This window comes from Bradyrhizobium sp. P3_C3 (assembly GCF_056402655.1).
Genome location: NZ_JBFUGY010000015.1, coordinates 81279 through 103525 on the forward strand (window position 1 = coordinate 81279; position 22247 = coordinate 103525).

The 22247-nt window shown below is 64.3% G+C and carries 16 protein-coding genes; 7 read left to right on the forward strand and 9 right to left on the reverse strand.

Translation table 11 applies throughout. The features are described from left to right. Positions 1-5: 5 nt before the first annotated feature. Complete coding sequence (locus AC1DW2_RS19135; protein WP_477006938.1) at positions 6-1142, reverse strand: acyl-CoA dehydrogenase family protein; 1137 nt, start codon at positions 1140-1142, stop codon at positions 6-8. A gap of 267 nt (positions 1143-1409) precedes the next feature. Between AC1DW2_RS19135 and AC1DW2_RS19140 the strand changes: the two genes are divergently transcribed. Both AC1DW2_RS19140 and AC1DW2_RS19145 read left to right on the forward strand, forming a co-directional pair. Further along, on the forward strand, positions 1410-2960 hold the full coding sequence (locus AC1DW2_RS19140; RefSeq protein WP_477006939.1) for an acyl-CoA synthetase: 1551 nt from the start codon (positions 1410-1412) through the stop codon (positions 2958-2960). An 88-nt stretch (positions 2961-3048) separates the two neighbouring features. Further along, positions 3049-4269 (forward strand): ABC transporter substrate-binding protein, encoded by a 1221-nt coding sequence (locus tag AC1DW2_RS19145; protein WP_477006940.1) that lies wholly within the window; start codon positions 3049-3051, stop codon positions 4267-4269. Here AC1DW2_RS19145 and AC1DW2_RS19150 read toward each other — a convergent pair. Together AC1DW2_RS19150 and AC1DW2_RS19155 are read right to left on the reverse strand one after the other, a co-directional pair. After that, the gene (locus tag AC1DW2_RS19150; protein ID WP_477006941.1) at positions 4266-5756 is read right to left on the reverse strand and encodes a glycosyltransferase family 2 protein; all 1491 of its coding nucleotides are present in this window, start codon (positions 5754-5756) and stop codon (positions 4266-4268) included. The genes AC1DW2_RS19145 and AC1DW2_RS19150 overlap by 4 nt on opposite strands. 48 nt (positions 5757-5804) lie before the next feature. Then, positions 5805-6575: a helix-turn-helix transcriptional regulator gene (locus AC1DW2_RS19155; protein WP_477006942.1), complete on the reverse strand. Its 771-nt coding sequence runs from the start codon at positions 6573-6575 to the stop codon at positions 5805-5807. Positions 6576-6762: 187 nt separating this feature from the next. Between AC1DW2_RS19155 and AC1DW2_RS19160 the strand changes: the two genes are divergently transcribed. From AC1DW2_RS19160 to AC1DW2_RS19180, 5 genes are all read left to right on the forward strand, one after another. After that, positions 6763-9027 (forward strand): marine proteobacterial sortase target protein, encoded by a 2265-nt coding sequence (locus AC1DW2_RS19160; protein WP_477006943.1) that lies wholly within the window; start codon positions 6763-6765, stop codon positions 9025-9027. 181 nt (positions 9028-9208) lie between these two features. Beyond that, on the forward strand, positions 9209-9778 hold the full coding sequence (locus AC1DW2_RS19165; RefSeq protein ID WP_477006977.1) for a class GN sortase: 570 nt from the start codon (positions 9209-9211) through the stop codon (positions 9776-9778). A 153-nt stretch (positions 9779-9931) separates the two neighbouring features. After that, on the forward strand, positions 9932-10924 hold the full coding sequence (locus AC1DW2_RS19170) for a glycosyltransferase family 2 protein (RefSeq protein ID WP_477006944.1): 993 nt from the start codon (positions 9932-9934) through the stop codon (positions 10922-10924). Positions 10925-11139: 215 nt separating this feature from the next. Next, positions 11140-13359 (forward strand): acetate--CoA ligase family protein, encoded by a 2220-nt coding sequence (locus AC1DW2_RS19175; RefSeq protein ID WP_477006945.1) that lies wholly within the window; start codon positions 11140-11142, stop codon positions 13357-13359. A gap of 145 nt (positions 13360-13504) precedes the next feature. Beyond that, complete coding sequence (locus AC1DW2_RS19180) at positions 13505-14335, forward strand: MlaD family protein (protein ID WP_354180547.1); 831 nt, start codon at positions 13505-13507, stop codon at positions 14333-14335. 176 nt (positions 14336-14511) lie between these two features. Here AC1DW2_RS19180 and AC1DW2_RS19185 read toward each other — a convergent pair whose 3' ends face one another. The 6 genes from AC1DW2_RS19185 to urtD form a co-directional block, all read right to left on the reverse strand. Beyond that, positions 14512-17508 (reverse strand): autotransporter outer membrane beta-barrel domain-containing protein, encoded by a 2997-nt coding sequence (locus tag AC1DW2_RS19185; protein ID WP_477006946.1) that lies wholly within the window; start codon positions 17506-17508, stop codon positions 14512-14514. 393 nt (positions 17509-17901) lie between these two features. After that, on the reverse strand, positions 17902-18942 hold the full coding sequence (locus AC1DW2_RS19190; protein WP_063979998.1) for an aliphatic amidase: 1041 nt from the start codon (positions 18940-18942) through the stop codon (positions 17902-17904). A 55-nt stretch (positions 18943-18997) separates the two neighbouring features. Beyond that, positions 18998-19375: an FmdB family zinc ribbon protein gene (locus tag AC1DW2_RS19195; RefSeq protein WP_477006947.1), complete on the reverse strand. Its 378-nt coding sequence runs from the start codon at positions 19373-19375 to the stop codon at positions 18998-19000. Between the two features lie 94 nt (positions 19376-19469). Next, positions 19470-20699, reverse strand: coding sequence for a formamidase (gene fmdA / locus AC1DW2_RS19200; RefSeq protein ID WP_477006948.1), 1230 nt, complete (start codon positions 20697-20699; stop codon positions 19470-19472). A gap of 28 nt (positions 20700-20727) precedes the next feature. Next, the gene (gene urtE, locus AC1DW2_RS19205; protein WP_085404022.1) at positions 20728-21417 is read right to left on the reverse strand and encodes an urea ABC transporter ATP-binding subunit UrtE; all 690 of its coding nucleotides are present in this window, start codon (positions 21415-21417) and stop codon (positions 20728-20730) included. A 12-nt stretch (positions 21418-21429) separates the two neighbouring features. Further along, positions 21430-22185: an urea ABC transporter ATP-binding protein UrtD gene (urtD, locus tag AC1DW2_RS19210; RefSeq protein ID WP_011083791.1), complete on the reverse strand. Its 756-nt coding sequence runs from the start codon at positions 22183-22185 to the stop codon at positions 21430-21432. Positions 22186-22247 lie beyond the last annotated feature (62 nt).

A 22247-nucleotide genomic window follows, 5' to 3' on the forward strand; every position in this document is an offset into this window, starting at 1 on the left:
AGCGGTTATAATCCCATCTGCCGCGACGCCAGATCCTTCATGATCTCCTCAGTGCCGCCGCCGATGGCGTTGACCTTGACCTCCCGGTAGATGCGCTCGGCCTTGATGCCGCGCATGAAGCCGGCGCCGCCGAAGATCTGCACGGCTTCCGAGGCGCAGAACGCCATGGTCTGCGTGGCCTGGTTCTTCATCATGCAGATCTCGGCGACCGGGCTCTCGCCCTGCTCCAGCCGCCAGGCCAGTAATTCCAGCATCGACTGGGATGCCGCGACCTTCTGCGCCATGTCGACGATCTTGTGACGGATGACCTGGTGCTGGGCGAGCGGCTTGCCAAAAGTCTTGCGCTCCTTGGCATAGGCGATCGCCTCGTCGAGGCAGACCCGCGCGAAGGCGGTGCAGCCGGCCGCCATGCCCATGCGCTCGCTGTTGAAATTCCGCATGATGATCTTGAAGCCCTGGCCTTCCTCGCCGATCAGATTTTCGGCCGGCACGCGGCAGTCCTCGAAATGCAGCGTCGCGGTGTCGGAGGCCCACCAGCCCATCTTCTTCAGTTTTGTGCGCGACAGGCCGGGCGTGTCACCCTCGATCAGGAGCAGGCTGACGCCACCGGCGCCCTCGCCGCCTGTACGCACCGCAACGGTCAGATAATCGGCGCGCACGCCCGAGGTGATGAAGGTCTTCTCGCCGGTCACGACGTAGTGATCGCCATCGCGCCGCGCCCTGGTGCGGAGGTTCGCGACATCAGAGCCGCCGCCCGGCTCGGTGATCGCCAACGCGGAGATCTTCTCGCCCGACAGCACTTGCGGCAGCACGCGCGCCTTTACTTCCGGACGTGCCGCCCGCGCGATCGGCGGCGAGCCGATGGTATGGCTCATCAGGCTGGCGCTAACCCCGCCGGCGCCGGCGCGCGCCAATTCCTGGCTCGCCACGATCTTCATGAACTGGTCGGCGGCGATCCCGCCATATTCCTCGGGGAATCCGAGCCCCAACAGGCCAATCTCGGCCGCCTTGCGATAGAGCACGCGGGGAAATTCGCCGGCCTCGTCCCATTCATGGGCAAAGGGCGTGATCTCCTTCTCGACAAAGCGGCGCATCACCTCGCGGAAGGCGTCATGCTCGGTGGTATAGAACGGGCTCTTCATCGTGGTCTCGCCCTGCTGGCGGATTCGTGTTGGCCACCATGGCCGGAACATCTGCCGTTCACTTGCGCAGAGTGGCTGACCGGGGGAACCCCTCCACGGCAGCCCATCGCCTAGCAACTCAACGCAAGACGATTTTCACCCCCCGCAGGCCAACTCCGGGGCAAAAAAAGACGTGCGCACAAACTCCGGCTGGCCCCAGGGCCACGCCGGGCATGGTGCCCGGCAAATAGGGACGCAGGCGGCACAAGACCGCCGAGGGAGGGATTTTTGGCCGTTCGTTATTACGACTGGATCGTCCATCACGGCCGCCGCACGCCTGACAAGGTCGCGGTCATCGACCTCGCGAGCGAGCGCCGCTTCACCTATTCGCAGCTCGATGCCCGCGTCTCGCGCCTCGCCGGATTTCTCCGTGACGCGCTCAAGGTGTCGCGCGGCGACCGCGTCGCCGTGCTGGCGCTGAACACGACCGATACGCTGGAGGTGCAGTTCGCCTGCGGACGGCTCGGCGCGGTCTTCGTGCCGCTGAACACCCGCCTCACCGTTCCCGAGCTCCAGTTCATCACCGGCGATTGCGCGCCGAAGGTGATGATTCACGACACTGATCTCGCCGAGACCGCGCTCGCCGTCGCAAAGCTCTGCAACGTCGCGACCAGCCTGCTGCTCGGCCCCGGCGGCGCTTACGAGACCGGCATCGCGTCCGCCAAGCCGCTCGCCCGCGCCGAGGAGGTCACGCTCGATGACGTCTCGACCATCATGTACACGTCGGGCACCACGGGCCATCCCAAGGGCGCGACCATCACCCATGGCATGACCTTCTGGAATTGCGTCAATCTCGGCGGCCCCGCCTGCATCGGGCCGGCCTCGGTGCTGCTGACCGTGCTGCCGCTGTTCCACACCGGCGGGCTCAATTGCTACACCAACCCGGTGCTGCATGCCGGCGGCACCGTGATGATCATGCGCGCCTTCGATCCCGGCACGGCGCTCGGCCTGATCAACGATCCCGCGCAGGGCATCAACGTGTTCTTCGGCGTGCCCGCGATCTACCAGTTCATGGCTCAGCATCCGGCCTTTGCGACCACCGACCTGACCCGGTTGATCGTCTGCGGTGTCGGCGGCGCGCCGATGCCGGTGCCGCTGCTCAAGGTGTGGGAGGCGCGCGGCGTCGCGCTGCAGCAGGGCTACGGCATGACCGAGACCTCGCCGGCCGTGCTGGTGCTGGATCGCGAGGATGCGGCACGCAAGGCGGGTTCGGCCGGCAAGCCGGTGCTGCACACCGAGGTGCGGATCGTGCGTCCCGACGGCAGCGATGCCGATGTCGGCGAACTCGGCGAGCTCTGGGTCAAGGGCCCGAACATCACGCCGGGCTATTGGAACCGGCCGGAGGCGAACAAGACATCCTTCACCGACGGCTGGCTGCACACGGGCGATGCGACGCGCGTCGACGAGGAAGGCTTCTACTATATCGTCGACCGCTGGAAGGACATGTACATCTCGGGCGGCGAGAACGTCTATCCGGCCGAAGTCGAGAACGTCCTGCATCAGCTCACCGCGATCGCGGAAGCCGCCGTGATCGGCATTCCCGATCCGCAATGGGGCGAAGTAGGGCTCGCCATCGTCGCAGCCAAGCCCGGTCAGCGGCTGACCGAGGCTGATGTCTTTGCGCACTGCGCGGCCAATCTCGCGCGCTTCAAATGCCCGCGACAGGTGCGCTTCGTCGATGCGCTGCCGCGCAACGCCACCGGCAAGATCCACAAGCCGACCTTGCGGAAAGAATTTTCGGTGGCGTCCGAAGTCGACAAGAAAGTCGCCAACACCTGATCAAAGCGCCCCTTGCGGGCGCTTCTTCGTTTCTGACGTGCCTGCTCCAACCCAGAAGAAACCGCAAAGAAAACCCCAAGGAATTTTCATGAACAAGAAACTCCCCCTGCTTGCCGCAGCAACGGCGTTGACGCTGCTTGCGACCCCGTCCGCGTATGCGCAGAAGGCGTACGACACCGGCGTCACCGACACCGAGATCAAGATCGGCAATGTCGAGGCCTATTCCGGTCCCGCGTCCGCCTACGGCATCATCGGCAAGACCGAGGAAGCCTATTTCAAGATGATCAACGACCAGGGCGGCATCAACGGCCGCAAGATCAACTGGATCTCCTATGACGACGGCTACTCGCCGCCGAAGACCGTGGAGCAGATCCGCAAGCTGATCGAGAGCGACGAGGTCTTCCTGGTCTTCAACGCGCTGGGCACGCCGACCCAGACCGCCGTGCAGAAGTATCACAATTCCAAGAAGGTGCCGCAGCTCTTCCTCGCCACCGGCGCCAGCAAGTGGAACGACCCGAAGAACTTTCCCTGGACCATGGGCTTCCAGCCCAGCTACCGGGTCGAGGCACAGATCTTCGCAAAATACATTCTGAAGGAGAAGCCGGACGCGAAGGTTGCGATCTTCTATGCCAACGACGATTTCGGCAAAGACTACCTCGCCGGCATCAAGGACGTGTTCGGCGAAAAGGCGTCGAAGCTGATCGTGGCGGAGGAGAGCTACGAGACGTCGGAGCCTTCGATCGATGCCCATATCGTCAAGCTCAAGGGCACCGGCGCCGATGTCTTCGTGAACATCGCGACCCCGAAATTCGCGGCCCAGGCCATCAAGAAGATCGCGGAGCTGGAGTGGAAGCCGATGCACCTGATGACCGACGTCTCGGTCTCGATCGGCGCGGTGATGAAGCCGGCCGGCCTCGAGGCATCCGAGGGCGTGCTGTCGGCCGGTTATCTGAAGGATGCGTCGGATCCGCAGTGGAAGGACGACGAGGGCATGAAGAAGTTCATGACCTTCATCGACAAGTACATGCCCGGCGCCAACATCTCCGACGCCAATCTGGTGTACGCCTATGCCGCAGCCCAGACGATGGTGCAGGTGCTGAAGCAGTCGGGTGACAATCTGACCCGTGAGAACGTGATGAAGCAGGCCGCGAGCCTGAAGGACTTCGTCCCTGATACGCTGATCCCCGGCATCAAGATCAACACCTCGGCCACGGACTTCGCGCCGATCGAGCAGCTCAAGATGTGGCGGTTCAAGAAGGGCCAGTGGGAGCTGTTCGGCGACATCATCAGCGCCGAAACGGGCGGCTAGCCACGCATCGCAGCAACGGGCGGAGACGTGCAGCTGACGTCTTCGCTTGCACTGACGTCGATCCCCGCGACCGGCAGGCCGAGCCGGCGCGGGTCATCGATGGCCGCAAAACGCGGACATGCCCATGCCAGGATCGCCCCGCCCGATGGCGGCAGATCGAGCTGAAGAACGAAGGCACCCGCGTCGATCGCGGTCGCGGCATCCGCAACGCGCACGCCGTCGAGATAGAACTGCACGCCGATCCGATCAAGCGGCCCGCGAATCTCCGGCGACGCAATGCGAATGATGGCGCGTCCAGGCGGCGCCTCGATCCGCAAGGCGGCTTCCGGCTCGCTCCAGCGGAAGCTGCGGCCCTGCCAGGCCTCCCAGGCATGGAAGCCGGCCTGTGCGACCATCTGATCGCCGAGACTCTGCGCAGCTCCGCCAAGGCTCCCCCGAATGCCACGGATACAATGGAGGCGCTGATAGTGGATCAGCGCGGCGATATAACGCTTCAGCCAGCGCGCGATGCTGCCGCGAGAGCCGCCCATCGTGAGCAGGGTCAGGCTGCAGCGCGCATAGCCTGCCGACAAACGTGCAAGACCAAGCGCAAGGCGGTCGCCGGCCAGTGCGATCGCGCCCCAACGCCCGATCGCCTGCAAGCCTTCGCCGGTCACACGGCCGGCGCGCATCCGTGCATCAAGGGCGCTACGCGCCAGCGCGACGTTGAAATCGCCGCGGCTGCTCCACTCGACCGGAGTTTCGAGCAGCTCGCTGCCGGGATCGTTGCGCGCTTCGCTGAGATAGCGGATCTCGCCCTGCACGAAATCGAGCGTGAATGTCTTCAGCTCGCCGATTTCGCCGATATAGTAGTGATGGAAGCGCGCCTCCTCGAGATAGCCGATCGTATGGCCCCTCGCGTGATACGCGGCGGCGAGCACCCATTCGGCGAAATGGCCGAGCTCCTCGCGCAGGCCGCCGCATTCCCAATAGACGTCGCGCCGCGTCACGAAGCACTGGTCCAGCACCTTGCGCCAGGGATGCTGCTTCATGCCGAACTCGATGTCGGCCTGGTACATGGCGGCCTCCGCCACGGACAGCCGGTTATGGCAGATCGGCACCGATTGGCAGGAGAACCCGGCCCAGTCGGGACGCGCGTCGATCGCACGGATGCAGGCCTCCATCACGTCAGGCTCGGGCCGGCAATGCGACTCCGTAAAGAACAGATATTTGCCGCGGGCCTTGGCGGCGCCGTAGGCGCAGAGCCCGATGTCATGGTCCGAATTGGTGAATTCGAGGCGCGCTTTGCCGCCGGCCAGCGCCTTCAGCTCGTCGAGTGCCTCGAAATCAGGCGGCACCACCAGGATGATTTCGTAAAGCGATTTGTCGGCGGTCTGCGACGTCCAGCCGAGCCAGGACAGCTCCCACTGCCCGCGGTGATGTTCCAGCGGGATGATGATGGAGAACAGCGGAGATTCACCGCCGTATGGTGCGGGCACGTCCTGCATGTTCCCTTATAGACGCACGCGACGCCATTCCGGACTCTTTCTCGCGGACTATACCGACAGAAACAACGCGAACGATTCCTCCACCGTGCGGCGCAGATGCTTTCCATACAATGCGTGGTTGGCATCGTCGGGGCCGACCCGTCCCAGGGACGGCTTCGCGACATTGCGGAGCGGCACATAGGCGATCGGCGCTGCGATCGGCGTCAGTTGCGAGCCGGGTCCGGCGCGGAGCGTCGAGATGATGCCATACATCTCGCCGGCAACCGTCGGCCGCGACACCGTGATCACGCGGTGCTGGCCGTGCTTGATGATGACGAGATAGATGAAGCCGGACTGATGCGGCACCGCAACCTCGCCCGTGTGCTCATAGGCGGCATCGGTCCGCTCGCCCTCGCGGAACACCAGTGAGGACACCTTCGGCTCCCAGACGATCTCGGTGCGATAGGCGAAGATCGCATCCTTGTCGCCGAAGGACGGCCGCAGCGTGATGTAGACGTCCTCGAGCCAGGTCACCGCGCGATGCGCATAAGAGCCGAGGCTGTCGGGCGCGACATCATTTGCGGCTGGAGGCGACACCACGGCCGCGCTTTTACGCAAGGAGACGCCCAGCGCCTGCTCCAGCCGCACGGTCGTTGCCAGCGTGAACGGCCGCCGGCCACCGAGCACCTTCTCCAGCGTCGACAGGCTGAGCTTGGCCTGCTCGGCCAACGCCTGCCGGGAAATCCGGCGCCGGGCGAGCTCCTCCCGAATTGTCTCCGCGATCTCGCGGCTCTGCTCGTCCGAAAGCTGCCTGTCGGTGACTTTATCCTGCATCTGCATCGTCAACCCTGCTCCACGGACGCCAGTCTAGCAGGGCGGACAAACCAGCACAAAACCGTACATGGCGATCCCGGCCGCGGCCCGCCCGGGCCGGCCGCGGCGGAACATTGCCGATCATTCTGCTCGCGCATTCAGGCGCTCCCGACGGATGCTCCGAGCCAGCGAACACCCTTCGGGAGCAGGCGAAATGGATAGCTACGACACAGCCGACAACGACGAGCACCCCATGTTGGGGCGGCTGATCAAGCTCGGATTGTTTCTTCTGGTGCAGGGCATCGCGGTGATGCTGGTCGCCTTCGTGGCCCTGCTCGTGAGTCTTGAGCCCGGATGGTCGGCGACGACGGAGCAGGCCAGCCTGCTCCAGCCCGGCGATGCCAAATCCGGCACCCTTCTCCTGAAGGAGGACGGCGCCTACACGGAGGCGATCCGCCTCGGCATCGACGTCGACATCACGGTATCAGGCCCGACGCTGCGCGCCCGCGTCACCCAGGCCTTCCGCAATCCGACCAAGGACTGGGTCGAGGCGACCTACGTTTATCCGCTTCCCGCTGGTGGCGCCGTCGACACGCTGAAGATGGTGGTCGGGGACCGCGTCATCATCGGCGACATCAAGGAGCGGCAGCAGGCACGCGTAATCTACGAGCAGGCGCGCCGTGCCGGCCAGAAGGCCGCGCTCACGGAGCAGGAGCGGCCGAACATCTTCACCAATTCGGTCGCCAATATCGGTCCCGGCGAAACCGTGCTGGTGCAGATCGAATATCAGGAGCCGGTGCATCAATCCGGCAATGAATATTCGCTGCGGCTGCCGCTGGTGGTCGGGCCGCGCTACAATCCGGCGCCGATCGTGCAGAGCGTCGACTTCCGCCAGGATGGCTCGGGCTGGGGCGCGACCAATTCGGAGCCGGTGCCGGACCGCGACCGCATCTCGCCGCCGGTGCTGGATCCCGCCAGGAACGCGCCGGTCAATCCGACCAGCATCACGGTGCGCCTGAAGGCAGGCTTCGCGCTCGGCGAGGTCAGGAGTCACCACCATAACGTCAAGGTCGAGAGCCCGGACAATGCGACGCGAATCGTCACGCTCGCTGAGGGCGCGGTGGCCGCCGACCGCGATTTCGAGCTGACCTGGAAGCCGGCCGCGGAGAAGGCTCCGTCGGTTGGCCTGTTCCGCGAGCGTGTCGGCGATGCCGACTATTTGCTCGCCTTCGTCACCCCGCCCAGTGCCGAGCAGGCGACGCAAAAGCCGCTGCCGCGCGAGGTCGTGTTCGTGATCGACAATTCCGGCTCGATGGGCGGGACGTCGATCGTTCAGGCCAAGGCCAGCCTGACTTACGCGCTCTCTCGCCTTCAACCCAGCGACCGCTTCAACGTCATCCGCTTCGACGACACCATGGACGTGCTGTTCCCGGCCTCCGTGCCGGCCGACGCCACGCATGTCGGTGAAGCCACTTCGTTCGTCAGTGCCTTGCAGGCCCGCGGCGGCACCGAGATGGTGCCGGCGATGCGCGCGGCGCTGACCGACAAGGCTGGCGACACCAGCATGGTCCGCCAGGTGGTGTTCCTGACCGACGGCGCGATCGGCAACGAGCAGCAATTGTTCGAAACGATCACCGCGATGCGGGGCCGCTCGCGCGTGTTCATGGTCGGCATCGGATCCGCACCCAATACCTATCTGATGACGCGCGCCGCCGAGCTCGGCCGCGGCGCCTTCACCCATATCGGCTCCGTCGAGCAGGTCGAGGAGCGCATGCGCGGCCTGTTCGCCAAGCTGGAAAACCCGGCCGTGACCGGCCTCAGCGTAAAGTTCTCCGACGCCAAGGCGGACGTGACGCCTGCGATCATTCCCGACGTCTATCGCGACGAGCCGCTGGTGCTGGCGGCGAAGCTCGACAAGCTCGCCGGCTCGCTCGAGATCAAGGGACGCGTCGGCGACCGCCCGTGGTCGGTGACGCTGCCGCTGCAAAACGCCGCCGAAGGCAAGGGCCTGTCAAAACTCTGGGCCAAGCGCAAGATCGGCGACGCCGAAGTTGCGCGTACGATGCGCGAGATGACGCCCGACGACTCCGACAAGGCGATCCTCGCGCTGGCGCTCGACCACCAGATCGTCACGCGGCTCACCAGCCTCGTCGCGGTCGACAAGACGCCGAGCCGCCCCGAGGGCGCGCCGCTCAAGCTCAGCGAGCTGCCGCTCAACCTGCCGGCCGGCTGGGATTTCGAGAAGGTCTTTGGCGAGCGATCGCATCTGACGCCCACACAATTGCGCGAACGCCATGCGGATGCGCGCAACCAGCCGACGACGAGGCGGCCGACGCCCGCCGCGCCGGATGCGATCCGCCTACCGAAGACCGCGACCTCAGCCGAGCTCAAGATGATCGCAGGTTTCATCCTGATCGTGCTCGCCCTGATCCTGTACGTGTTCAACCGGCGTCAGCCCTTGCTCACTGACGCCGTTTGAGAGAGGAGCCCCCCGAACTCCTCTGTTAGCGCGCGCGGCTGCCCGTCCCATACCAACGGCCGCGCGCGCCTTTTTATCAGCCGTCATTGCGAGGAGCGAAGCGACGAAGCAATCCAGACTGCCGCCACGGAGACAATCTGGATTGCTTCGCTTCGCTCGCAATGACGGGGGAAGGACCATTATGCCCCGTCTCATCTCCCCCCTCGCTGTTGCACTTGTCGGCCTCATCCTGTTCGGCGACGGCGCCTACATTCATGCCAAGGCCTGGCTCGCCCAGGTGCTGCTGGAGCGCGCGTTCGACAGGAGCGTTACGACCGGCGGCGTGGTCAAGCCATGGTCATGGGCCGACACCTGGCCGGTCGCGCGGATCGAGGTGAAGCGGATCGGGGCCAGCGCGATCGTGCTGGAAAGCACCAGCGGCCAGGCCCTCGCTTTCGGACCCGGCCATATCCACCAAACGGCTGATGCCGGCGAGCGCGGCATTGCCGTATATGCTGCGCACCGCGATACACATTTCCGCTTCCTGCGGAATGTCGCCATTGGTGACGTAATCGATGTCACACGCCGTGACGGAAAGCACTTTCGCTATCGGGCGGATTCCTCCGCTGTGGTTCGCTTCGATGAGTCCGGCATCGATCCCGCGGCGCAAGATGTCGAACTGGTGCTCACGACCTGCTGGCCCTTCGACGCCGTCACGCCCGGGCCCGAGCGCTACGTCCTGCATGCCACCTTGATCGAAACAGGTGAATAGCGGTTCGCAATCGGCCATCCGGGATCGATAGAGACCGCGCCGAACAGCCGGGGAACCGCGCTTGATCGGGCCGCTGAACTGGCGTCGTCTCCTATAGACCTGTAAGAACAGCCGATTGATCTTTTGACGCTGTAATTTTCAGGACAACCTGTAATGGACGACGAGTTCAGGCAGCGCCTCGAACGGCGGCTGGAGCAACTCGAAAATCGTGTCGCGCTCCTTGAACGGAATCAGGACCTCATTGCTGCCGGACAGAGACGATCCTCGCTGCGGAGCCTCTGGCGACGCCCGCCGATGTGGACCTTCGAGCAATATCCGCCGCGCCTGCTCAACCTGACTGCCTTCCCGCCTGCGCCCGCGATCCCGGCGAATGCGCCGCGGATCACGATGGTCACGCCGAGCTACAATCACGCGCAATATCTCGGCGCCACGATCGAGAGCATCGTCAGTCAGAACTATCCGAAGCTGACTTATCACGTGCAGGACGGCGCCTCGATCGACGGCACGATCGATCTCCTGAAGAGCCGAGGTGAGAGCATCAGCTGGGCGAGCGAGCCGGACAAGGGGCAGTCGAACGCCATCAATCTCGGCTTCGCCGGTGCCGATTGCGAGATCATGGCCTATCTCAACAGCGATGACATGCTGCTGCCCGGAGCGCTCGCCTATGTCGCCGACTACTTCATGGCGCATCCCGATGTCGACGTCGTCTACGGCCATCGCGTCTTCGTCGACCGCGAGGGGCTCGAGGTTGGACGCGCTGTGCTGCCGCCGCATGACGGCAAGGCTTTGCAATATGCCGACTACATCCCGCAGGAGACGATGTTCTGGCGCAAGCGCGTGTGGGACAGGATCGGGCCCATCGACGAGAGCCTCCACTACGCGATGGATTGGGATTTCATCCTGCGGGCGCAAGCCGCGGAATTCAAATTCGTGCGCCTGCCGCGATTTCTCGCCTGCTTCCGCATCCACGATGCACAGAAGACGGCTTCGACCTACGCGCTCGGCGTCAGGGAGATGGGCATCCTGCGGCGCCGCGTTCTCGGCTTCGATCCGACGCAGATGCAGATCCGGCGCGCCATCGCTTCCTATCTCGCGAAGCAATTGGCCTATCACTACGCCTACAAGCTGCGCCTGCTGCGTTACTGAACGATAGCAGAGGCGTGATCACCATTTGAAAGAATGCGCGTCACGCAGTCGTGGCACGTCGTCCGATCGTTCGCACTTTCGCCAAAAGTCTGGTGATGCTAGCCTTATCGCGAAGCACGCACCATTCCGCCACGCGGCATGGAGCCATCACGATCAGCCCCACCAGACGCCGGCGCAAGACAGGGCGCTGCAACAAGAACAAGAGGTAAAGCGCCATGGAAGCCCAGGTACCTGCTGCGTCTGTTTCTCCGCGTCCATGGTCTCCAGCGCCCGATGCCAGCGATGTCGTCAAGGGCATCCACGCCATGCTGCACCCGCACAACATCGTGCTGGTGGGCGCGACCGACAAGCCCGGCAATTATGCCGAGCGCATCTGGAACAACCTCGTCAAGTACGGCTACGAGGGCGGGCTCTATCCGGTCAACGCCAAGCGCGACACCGTCTGGGGCGTGCCCTGCTACAAGGATTTCGCGAGCCTCCCGGAAAAGCCCGATCACGTGCTGGTGCTGGTGCCCGCGCGCTTTGCCGTGCAGGTGATCCGCGACGCCGCCGCGGCCGGCGCGCGCTCGGCCACCATCGTCACCTCAGGCTTCAGCGAGTTGCAGGATGAGGAGAGCCAGAAGCTCGCTGCCGAATTGCAAGCCGCGATACGCGAAACGGGGCTCGCCGTCACCGGCCCGAACTGCCTCGGCAATCTGAGCGCGGGCGAAAAGCTCTTCACCAATATCGACGACCGCGTCGTCACCATGGAACAGGGTGCGGTGGCGATCGCCGGGCAATCCGGCGCCATCGTGATGGCGATCCGGCAGGCGCTGGACGATCGCGGCGTCGGGGTCGGCTACATGGTGACGACCGGCAACGAGGCCGGGCTCGAGACGCCGGACCTGATGCGCTATTTCGCCGAGGATCCGAGCATCAAGGTGATCGTGGTCTACCTCGAAGGCGTGCGCAACACGAAGGCGTTTCGCGACGCCTGCAAGGCCGCGCGCGCCGCAAGCAAGCCGGTGATCGCGCTCAAGCTCGGTTCGTCCGAGGGCGGCCGCGCGGCGGCGATGGCGCATACCGGTGCGCTCGCGGGCTCAATCGAGACGTTCGACGCCATCGCGACCCGTGAAGGCGTGATCCGGGTTGGCGGACTCGACGAGCTGATCGAGACCACCGAATGCTTCGTTCACGCGGCCGTGCCCAAGGGCGACCGGCTCGCCGCGGTCACACTATCAGGCGGCAAGCGTGGCATGCTGCTTGACGCCTTCTATGCCGAAGGCCTGAACTTTGCGCCGCTGAGCCCGCACGTCGGCTCCGAACTGGCGAAGATGCTTGGGCCGGGCTCGATCGTGGGCAATCCGCTCGATGCCGGCTTTGCCGCGGTGGTCGATCCCTCCGTCTACATGAAGTCGATCGAGCTGATGATCGACGACCCCGATATCGACATCGTCATCATCGATGCCGAACTGCCCAAGGCGCCGCACGAGTTGCGCGAGCGCAATCTGCGCATCGTCGATGGGATGGCGAGCCGGGCCGGCAAGCCGGTGATCTACATCAGCGCGATGTCGGTCGGCTTCACCGAATTCACCAAAGGCTTGCGCAAATCGCTGCCGCATCTCGCGGTCATGCAGGGCATGGACCGCGCGGTGACCGCGATCAAGTCGCTGCTCGACTATGCGAAGCTGCGCAAGGCAGTGCCCGACATCGCCTCGAGCTCGAAGCCTGCCGCCCGCGCCGTGCTGGAGAAGGCGCTGAAATCGGCGAGCGGTGCCGCGCTCGACGAGGTCGCCTCGAAGAAGCTGCTGAAGGCCTATGGCATCCCGACCTCGAAGGAGGCGATCGCACAGACGGCGACGGACGCCGCGAAGATCGCGAAGCAGATCGGTTTCCCGGTCGTTGCAAAAGTCGTCAGCGCCGAGATCCTGCACAAATCCGACATCGGCGGCGTGGTGCTGAACCTCGCCAGCGCAGCGGAGGTGAAGAAGGCATTCGCCGACATCACCGCGCGGGTGGCGAAGCTGAAGGGCAAGCCGAAGCTCGACGGCATCCTGATCGCGCAGCAGGTCAAGGCCGATCTCGAGCTCGTGGTCGGCGCGTCGCTCGATGCCGAGATGGGTCCGGTCGTGCTGTTCGGCACCGGCGGCATCGACATCGAGCTGATGAAGGACGTCGCACTGGCCGGCGCACCGCTCGACGAGGCCGAGGCCCGGCTCCTGATCGGCCGCACCAAGGCCGGCATCAAGATGCGCGGCTATCGCGGCAAGCCGGCCTTGCACGAGGCCTCCGCGGTGAAAGCGCTGGTCGGCCTGTCCAATTTGATCGCAGATGCCGGCGACCGGATCGCCTCGATCGACGTCAACCCGTTCCTGATCAACACCAAAACGGGCGTCGCCGTCGACGCGCTGATCGTATTGAATAATGCTGCTGCAAAACGCGCGGCCGGGCATTGATGTCGCGTAAGGCGGATTGGCGGGTTACGCTTCCGCCTTCGCTCTTCGAGCTACGGCGGACAAGTCGTTAACCCGCCCGCTCTAGTATTGCGGCCGCAGCATCGTCCTTCCAACCATCCCGCTTTGGCCGTAAAATCGCCCCTGCATGGCACGCGCGAGCAACCTCGTAATCGGAACGGCGACGCTGGCGGTCATCGCCGTGGCGTTCGGCGCCGTGCTCGGCGTGCAGAAATGGCGCACCGCCCAGAGCCGGAGCCAGTTACGCGTGGTGTTCGAGGGCGGCTCCGCCAGCGGACTGCGCCGCGGCGGGCCGGTCAATTTCGACGGTGTTCCCGCGGGCCAGATCCTGTCGATCAAGCTGGATAATCCGCGCAAGATCGTGGCGCTGGTGATGCTCGACAACACCGCGCCGATCCGCAAGGACACGGTTGCGGGCATCGAGTTCCAGGGTCTCACCGGCGTCGCCGCGATCTCGTTGATCGGCGGCGCGCCCTCCGCGCCGCCGGTGCCGCTGGATACGGACGGCGTCCCCATGCTGATCGCCGATCTCAGCGACGCCGAATCCATCGTCGACACCCTGCACAGCGTCGATCGCACGATCGTCAGCAATGCCCCTGCGATCAAGGACGGCCTGCGCACGTTCGAGAACTACACCGCCGATCTCAGAAGCAAGGGCGGCGAAATCGACTCCGTCATGGCCAAGGTCGACAGCGCCTTCGCGGGCTTCGACAAGGCGGTCACCAAGATCGAAGGCGTGGTCCCCGGCTTCGCCGACGGCAAGGCGGACGAGCTGTTCGAGAAGATCAGGGGACTGCACGAGCTCGCCGACGCCATGAAGAAGAAGTCGGCTGCTTACGTCGAGGACATCCGCCGCTCGCTGCTCGACGTCAGCGACGCCGCCAACAAGATGGCTGGCACGCCCACGCCTGCCGCCGCCCCGCGCCCGCCGCGCAAGCCTCCGCAGAAGAAGCAGTGATGTCTTCTTATCCTCCCCTGGAGGGGGAGGATCGGATCGCATGCAGCAAAGCGAAATGCGATCCGAGGTGGGGTGAAAGTGCTTCCCAGCATGCAGTGCCCGAGTGGAGAGATCACCCCACCCCGCTCGCGCTTCGCGCGATCGACCCTCCCCCTCCAGGGGAGGGTGGCAACGCTCTACCACGCGTAGCGCACGACGCCCTTGCCGGCGTAAGAGCGGGTGACGTTCGAGAACTCGCCCTCGAAGGTCGCCGACGCAGACCAGCCGTTCATCCAGTTCATCTGCACCGCCGCCGTGGTCAGCGCGGAATCGCGCGCCAGCGCTGCACCGTTCACAACGAAGGCCGATCCCGGCAGGGTCTGGAATACCGCGCCGACGCTGCGATCCGGATTGTAATCATGCGCCCAGGCGACGCGGCCGCGCAGGGTCATCAGGCCACCGGCCGCGGCGAATGATTTGTCGGCGCGCAGGCCGAGCTCGGTGCGGGTGCTGGTGACGTCCTTGGCGGCATAGTTGAGTGCGAAGGTGCTGTTGCCGACCACCGCGAACTCCGAATAGTTCGGAAGGCTGAACATGGTGGCCTGGGCCGCCGCATAGGGCGTGAGGCCGATCCACTGCGTAGCGTAGCGGTAACCGCCCTCGACACGGCCCGAGAGCGCATTAGCGTTGAACTGCGCCCGCAGCTGATCGACGCCGGCGGCCGTGACGATGCGGTTGGTCGTGACGTCCTGCCAGCCATAGGCCAGCGCAGCGGTGATGTAGGCAGGTCCTGCCGTGTGACGAACGAAGGCGCCGGCCTGGAACAGGTCGGAGCGGCCCCAGCCGAGCCCGTTGACGTTGAAGCCGGTCCCACCGCCGGCGAGCGCAAAGCCGGCGATCGTCGATGGCGAGAAGCGATAGTCGAGGCCGACGGCGGTGCCATAGACGCTGCTGGTGGTGGTGTTCGAACCGAGCGCGACATTGCCGTCGGTGGTCTGCGAGCCACCATAGCCGGCCGCCCACACATCCCAGCGCTGCTCGAAGGTTGCGGCCGGTGCCTTGCGGTAGATCGAGGCGAAGGCGTCACGCGCGTTCTTGTCACGCCCGCCCTTGCCGGTCGCCGCATAGGCATTCGCGCTTGGCTCGTCAGCATAGGGCGTCGCACCTGATGTGCCGCTGCGTCCCGAGCCGAACACATCGGTCAAGAGGCCAAGGAACAGGTTCATCGCATTGAAGGTCGTCTGCTGCGAACCCGTTGCCGGTTCGCCGGAGGCCTGGGTCAGGCCGTTGGGGCCGAGGCCCGCGAATTCGGCTTGAAGGAAGCCATTGGCGTTGAAGAAATTCTGAAGCGTCGTGGCGACGTTCTGCTGGTTGATGTTGAGCGCGTATTTCGCGCCATAGTTCAGCGTGAAATCGAGGAACACTTCGTTTGACCCGACCGTCGTGGTGCCGACTAGGCCACCCGGCGCGGCAACGCCGGCGAAATTACCGGTGGCGCTGCCGAAAAACTGCATGATCGAGTAGTGCTGCATTATCTTGCTGCCGGGAAACAGCGCGACACCCACGGTCCCGTCCAGCGTGACGTTGCCGCTGACGAGCGCATGGCTCGTGCTGAATCCACTACCGGCCTGCACAACATAGACCGAGCCGGGCTGCAAGGTGAGATCACCCTGGACCTGCATGCTTGAGCCCGGGCCGCCGTCGCCGGGCGCGTAGATACCGCCGTTGGCGATAAACGTGTTGCCGACGATGCCGGCGCCGAACAACGCACCACCCGCGTTCACGGTGGTCAGGCTAGATTGCGAGATGTCGCCATCAACCCGCAGGATGCCGCCATTCACCGTCGTCGTACCGGTGTAAGTGTTTGTGCCGGAGAGGATCAGCGTTCCGCTGCCGACCTTTTCCAGCGAGCCGGAGCCGATGAAACCACACCCGCAGGGATCGTAGTCGCCGATGACGCCATCGACCAGCGCGGAGCGGTTATTGCTGCCGACGACGAGCGTGTTGCCGCCACCGATATAGTAGGTGCCATTGCCTTCGATCGAACCGGCCGTGATGCGGCCGTCGCCGTTCGGGCCGAGGCTGATCCCGAAATCGACGACGCCTGTGCCGGTGGTGATGAAGCGCGCATTGCCGCCGGTGGAATTATCGAAGAACTCGGTCTTGCCACCGTCCTTGGTGATGATCGTGGCGTTGCCGGCCGTCGTGAACGCACCGAAATTGGTCAGGCCATCGGCCTCGTTGATAATGGTTGCATTGCCGGCGGTCGCAGTATCGGACCCGGACAGCGTACCAAACACGGTCCCGCTGAAATCCTTGTTCACGATGGTCGCGGAGCCCGCCGAGGATTGATCGAGGAATGCGGTGCCGCCGCCATTCTGGTTGGTGATGTTGGCCGTGCCCGCATTGGTCCGGCCAAAGAAGCCGGTCAAGCCGCCGTCATTGATGATGGTCGCCCGGCCGGCCGTGGCGGTGTCGGTGCCGCCCCCGAGCGGATCACCGAAGTACAGCTGGCCGTTATTGGTGATCACCATAGAGCTGGCGGAGGTCGCGTTGAGGAACATCGTCGTGCCGGAGACAGCGTTCAGGAGCGATGTAATTCCCGACGTATCGGCATTGACGATATTGAAGAGGCCCTCGTTGTTGACGGCGCCAATGATGCTCGCGGTGTGGGTGGCGTCACCGAGTTGCAGCGCTGCGCACGAACAGATGAAAGTGTCGCCGGTATAGGTGTTGGCGCCGAGCAGCGCCAGGATGCCGGGTCCCTGCACGGAGATGCCACCACTGCCGGTGATGCGCGAGGCGATCACGGCCGATGGGTCTGTCGTGCCGGTGACATCGTTGGTGAAGAACGTCGTCCCCCCGGAGGCTAGCCTGAGATCGCCGCCCTGAATGGTGTAGACAGAACCGTCGCCGGTGAGGTCGAAGCCCACGAGGCTGGTGAGCTGCACGCCGCCTGGCGTAACCGTCACCGTGCCACCGCTTGCCGGCGTCGAGACTCCCGAGTAGCCGAACACCGTGCCGACTGACGAGGGATCGTAAGCAGTGCTGGTCGAACCGAAGACGTCCGTCCAATTCGTGGTGGTGGTGTCCCAGACGCCGCCTCCGCCGTTGACGGCGCCGTTCGGCGTGGTCTGCGACCCGTTGAAGATTTGCTGCGCTGCTGCGGGGCTCGCCGCCGCCGCCGCGCTCAAGGCGAGGCCGATCCAGAATGCCGCGCGAACAGCGGTGGCACGACGCGAGCAACCCCGCCCGCTCGATGGCAACCAAGCCCCCACGCTCTTCCCCTCACCCGCGGCGCTCCCCAGCGGCGCCGCGAGGAACTTAGGCCATGAGGCTGGCCGGTAGAACTACGGTTCCTCGAGAATCAGCCAACGGGACCGCAACTTGGGCAGATTCAACAACTCATGTTGCAACCGAGCCACGGTTTTGCCGGGCTCAATTCCTACCCCGCGCATGCGCCCATGCGTCAGAATGTCCGTTCCATGTACAGCTGTTCACATCTTGGCTGATCATCCAGGGCCGCGCCCCGTGCCCCCATTCCTCGGTGCATTCGCATGAATGGCAAGCGCGCCGTCCGCAATAGCTCAGTAATTGCTCGCCGCCGACCCATTCGGGATGCCGTCGATCGGACATTCCTCCGTCCCCGGCGTCGAGCGGGTCATCGCCTCGACCATGTCCCGCGTCCCTTCCGGGTCGGCGATCCAGTTCTTGTAGAAATCATAGGGGCAGGCCGCGACGCCGCGCGGGCTTTCGCCGGAATTGATCATGCCGGTGTAGCCGCGGTGGACCAGCTTGTAGAGATGGTTCTGCGACTGGCCGTTGCGGCGCGCATCGCGGATCAGATGTTTCGACAGCTGGGCATACTGGATGCCGTAGTCCTCCTCGCCGCACTCGCCGAGCGTGCGGCCGTCGAAGCCGATGATCGCGGAGTGACCGAAGTAGGAATAGACGCCGTCGAAGCCGGCGGCGTTGGCGACGGCAACATAGACGTTGTTGGCCCACGCCATCGCCTTGGAGATCATGACCTGCTGCTCCTTGGCCGGATACATGTAGCCCTGGCAACGCACGATCAACTCGGCGCCCTTCATGGCGCAGTCGCGCCAGATCTCCGGAAAGTTGCCGTCGTCGCAGATGATCAGGCTGACCTTCATTCCTTTCGGGCCGTCGGAGACATAGGTGCAATTGCCGGGATACCAGCCCTCGATCGGCACCCATGGCATGATCTTGCGGTACTTCTGGACGATCTCACCCTTGTCGTTCATCAGGATCAGGGTGTTGTAGGGCGCCTTGTGCGGATGCTCCTCGTGGCGCTCGCCGGTCAGCGAGAACACGCCCCAGACCTTCGCCTTACGGCAAGCCTCCGCGAAGATCGCGGTCTCCTCACCCGGCACCGCCGAGGCCGTCTCGTACATCTCCTTGGAGTCGTACATGATGCCCTGGGTCGAGTATTCCGGGAAGATCACGAGATCCATGCCGGGCAGGCCCGCCTTCATGCCCACCAGCATGTCGGCGATCTTGCGGGCGTTGTCGAGCACCTCGGCCTTGGTGTGCAGGCGGGGCATCTTGTAGTTGACCACCGCGACGCCGACGGTGTCGTTGCTGCTGGAAATGTCGCCGTGAAGCATTTTGAGCGCTCCTGTCTTTTATTTGTTTGAGGTTGCCGTCGATCGAGCGACCGAGTTAGTGGCTGATCATCCAGGGGCGCGCGGTCGGAAAGCCCTTGGCGCCGCTCCTGGTCTTGGTCATCAGCCGCGCGGGCTTTTTCTTGTCGGTCGAGCTCTTGTCCTTCACGGTCTTGCCCGACGAACAGCAGCCGCAGCCGGGACCGTGCGAGGCCTTGTATTGCGCGAGCGTCTGCGGCGCATGCGTGCTGCGCTCGTTGACGGCGTGCGCCTTGCGCTTCTCCGCCGGCATGCAGAAGAAATTCGGCGCGGTCAGGATCACCCGCGGCGCCATGGTCTCGCAGTGCGGACAGCTTTGCGGATCGTCGCATTCCGCCATCGGGCGCAGGTCCTTGAACGGACCGCAATCGTCACAGAGATATTCATAGACCGGCATCGCACCATCCCTACGCTGTTGCCTGTGAGAGAATTCCCGCGGCGGATGCGGGGCGGCAAAGTCGCGCCGTCCCGCATCCCGTCGCGCAGGGAGACTATTTGTCCGGCGAGATCGGCATCTGGATATCGCCGGTGATGTGCTTGATCGGTCCTGCCGCCGACGGCATCACGTCGAAGTCGAAGATTTCGGTCGGCAGCCATAGCGTGGCGCAGGCATTGGGAACGTCGACCACGCCGGAGATGTGGCCTTGGCACGGCGCGGTGCCGAGGATCGAATAAGCCTGGGCGCCGGAGTAGCCGAACTTCTTCAGATACTCGATCGCGTTGAGGCAGGCCTGGCGATAGGCAATGTGGACGTCGAGATAGTGCTGCTTGCCGGCCTCGTCGACCGAGATGCCCTCGAAGATCAGATAGTCCTTGTAGTTCGGCGTGATCGGCGACGGCTTGAAGATCGGGTTCTTGATGCCGTACTTCGCCATGCCGTCCTTGATCACCTCGACCTTCAGATGCAGCCAGCCGGCCATCTCGATGGCACCGCAGAAGGTGATCTCGCCGTCGCCCTGGCTGAAATGCAGATCGCCCATCGAGAGACCGGCGCCGGGCACGTAGACCGGGAAGTAGATCTTCGAGCCGCGCGAGAGATCCTTGATGTCGCAATTGCCGCCATGCTCGCGCGGCGGAACCGTGCGCGCGCCTTCCGCGCCGATCTTGTCCTTGACGTCACCCTTGGCGCGGCCGCCATGGGCGGTCGGCGCGAATGGCGGATTGGCGAGGCCGGGCACGCGGGTCGGGTTGGTCGAGATCAGCTCGGCCTCGCGCTTGTTCCACATGTCCAGCATCTTCGGATCGGGCAGACAGCCGATCAGGCCGGGATGGATCAGACCGGCGAAATTCACGCCGGGAACGTGACGCGACGAGGTGTAGAGACCCTTGATGTCCCAGATCGACTTCTGCGCCAGCGGGAAGTGATCGGTGAGGAAGCCGCCGCCGTTCTGCTTGGAGAAGAAGCCGTTGAAGCCCCACAGGCTCTCCTTCATCGGGCCGACATCGAGCAGGTCGACGACGAGGAGGTCGCCGGGCTCGGCGCCCTTGACGCCGATCGGGCCGGACAGGAAGTGCACGATCGACAGATCGATGTCGCGCACGTCGTCGGCGGAATCGTTGTTCTTGATGAAGCCGCCGGTCCAGTCATAGGTCTCGATGATGAAGTCGTCGCCGGGGTTGACCCAGGCCACGATCGGGATGTCGGGGTGCCAGCGGTTGTGCACCATGTCATTATCGTAGGCCGATTTGGTGAGATCGACCTTGATCAGTGTCTCTGGCATCGAGAAGCTCCCCTTTTACTGCGGTTGGTTAGACGGACAGATATTTCGAGACCTGCGCGGCATCGACGGCGTCGCGCGGATCGTCGCGCACGATCTCGCCGTTCTCGATCACCAGCACGCGGTCGGCGATATCGAGCGCGAAGCTCAGGACCTGCTCCGACACCACGATCGAGAGCCCCTTTTCGTCGCGGATGCGCTTCAAGGTGCGCGCCATCTCCTTGATGATCGACGGCTGGATGCCTTCGGTCGGTTCGTCCAGCAGCAACACTTTCGGCTTGGTCGCGAGCGCACGCGCAATCGCGAGCTGTTGCTGCTGGCCGCCGGAGAGATTGCCGCCGCGGCGGCCCTTCATTTCCAGCAGCACCGGAAACAATTCGTAGATGTCGGCCGGCACCTCGGTCCCGCCGGAGACGACGAGGCCGGTCTCGATATTCTCCTTCACGGTCATGGTCGAGAAGATCATGCGGCCCTGCGGCACATAGGCGAGGCCCTTGGCGACGCGCTCGTAGCTCGGCAGACTGCCGAGCTCGGCGCCGTCCATCGTCACCGAGCCGCTTTTGGCGGGGAGGATGCCCATCAGCGACTTCATCAGCGTGGTCTTGCCCATGCCGTTGCGGCCCATGATCGCAACGATCTCGTTGGGCGCGACCTTGACGTTGAGCCCGTGCAGCACCTCGCTCTGGCCGTAGGCGACGTGAAGATCGGAAATTGCCAGCATCGTCGCGTCTCCTTAATGGCCCAGATAGACTTCGACGACCTTGGGGTCGTTCTTCACCTTCTCCATGGTGCCTTCCGAGAGGATCTGGCCCTGGTGAAGCACGGTGACCTTGTGCGCGATGTCCTCGACGAATTTCATGTCGTGCTCGATCACCAGCACCGAGCGGTTCTTGATGATGCGGTTGAGCAGCTCGGCGGTCTTGGCGCGCTCGGACACGCTCATGCCGGCGACGGGCTCGTCGAGCATCAGCAAATCTGGATCCTGGATCAGCAGCATGCCGATCTCGAGCCATTGCTTCTGGCCGTGGCTGAGCAGATCGGCGTTCACGTTGAGCCGGTCCTTCAGGAAGATCATTTCGGCGACTTCGTGCACCCGGTCGCGCACGGCGGCGTCGCGGGTGAAGGTCAGCGCGCCGAACACCGAGCGTCCGCGCGGATAGGAGATCTCCAGATTCTCGAACACCGTGAGATCGTCGTAGATCGACGGGTTCTGGAATTTGCGGCCGACGCCCGTCTTGACGATCTCGTTTTCCTTCATCCGCGTCAGCTCTTTGCCACGGAACTGAATCGAGCCCGACGTTGCTTTGGTCTTGCCGCAGATCAGGTCGAGCACGGTGGTCTTGCCGGCGCCGTTGGGACCGATGATGACGCGGATCTCGTTCTCGTCGACGTAGAACGAGAGATCGTTGACCGCCTTGAACCCGTCGAACGACACGGTCAGCGCCTCGACCGCGAGCAGGAATTCCTTGGGCTGATGACCGACGAGCATGATCTATCTCCTCACTGCCAGCGTGGCATCGGCATCGTGGTGACCTACGAGCATGATGATCT

Bases quoted from the DNA above. Each gene is read 5' to 3' on its own strand.
- AC1DW2_RS19135 (WP_477006938.1), bottom strand. From the start codon at position 1,142: ATGAAGAGCCCGTTCTATACCACCGAGCATGACGCCTTCCGCGAGGTG.
- AC1DW2_RS19145 (WP_477006940.1), top strand. From the start codon at position 3,049: ATGAACAAGAAACTCCCCCTGCTTGCCGCAGCAACGGCGTTGACGCTG.
- AC1DW2_RS19150 (WP_477006941.1), bottom strand. From the start codon at position 5,756: ATGCAGGACGTGCCCGCACCATACGGCGGTGAATCTCCGCTGTTCTCC.
- AC1DW2_RS19155 (WP_477006942.1), bottom strand. From the start codon at position 6,575: ATGCAGATGCAGGATAAAGTCACCGACAGGCAGCTTTCGGACGAGCAG.
- AC1DW2_RS19160 (WP_477006943.1), top strand. From the start codon at position 6,763: ATGGATAGCTACGACACAGCCGACAACGACGAGCACCCCATGTTGGGG.
- AC1DW2_RS19165 (WP_477006977.1), top strand. From the start codon at position 9,209: ATGCCCCGTCTCATCTCCCCCCTCGCTGTTGCACTTGTCGGCCTCATC.
- AC1DW2_RS19170 (WP_477006944.1), top strand. From the start codon at position 9,932: ATGGACGACGAGTTCAGGCAGCGCCTCGAACGGCGGCTGGAGCAACTC.
- AC1DW2_RS19175 (WP_477006945.1), top strand. From the start codon at position 11,140: ATGGAAGCCCAGGTACCTGCTGCGTCTGTTTCTCCGCGTCCATGGTCT.
- AC1DW2_RS19180 (WP_354180547.1), top strand. From the start codon at position 13,505: ATGGCACGCGCGAGCAACCTCGTAATCGGAACGGCGACGCTGGCGGTC.
- AC1DW2_RS19190 (WP_063979998.1), bottom strand. From the start codon at position 18,942: ATGCTTCACGGCGACATTTCCAGCAGCAACGACACCGTCGGCGTCGCG.
- AC1DW2_RS19195 (WP_477006947.1), bottom strand. From the start codon at position 19,375: ATGCCGGTCTATGAATATCTCTGTGACGATTGCGGTCCGTTCAAGGAC.
- fmdA (WP_477006948.1), bottom strand. From the start codon at position 20,699: ATGCCAGAGACACTGATCAAGGTCGATCTCACCAAATCGGCCTACGAT.
- urtE (WP_085404022.1), bottom strand. From the start codon at position 21,417: ATGCTGGCAATTTCCGATCTTCACGTCGCCTACGGCCAGAGCGAGGTG.
- urtD (WP_011083791.1), bottom strand. From the start codon at position 22,185: ATGCTCGTCGGTCATCAGCCCAAGGAATTCCTGCTCGCGGTCGAGGCG.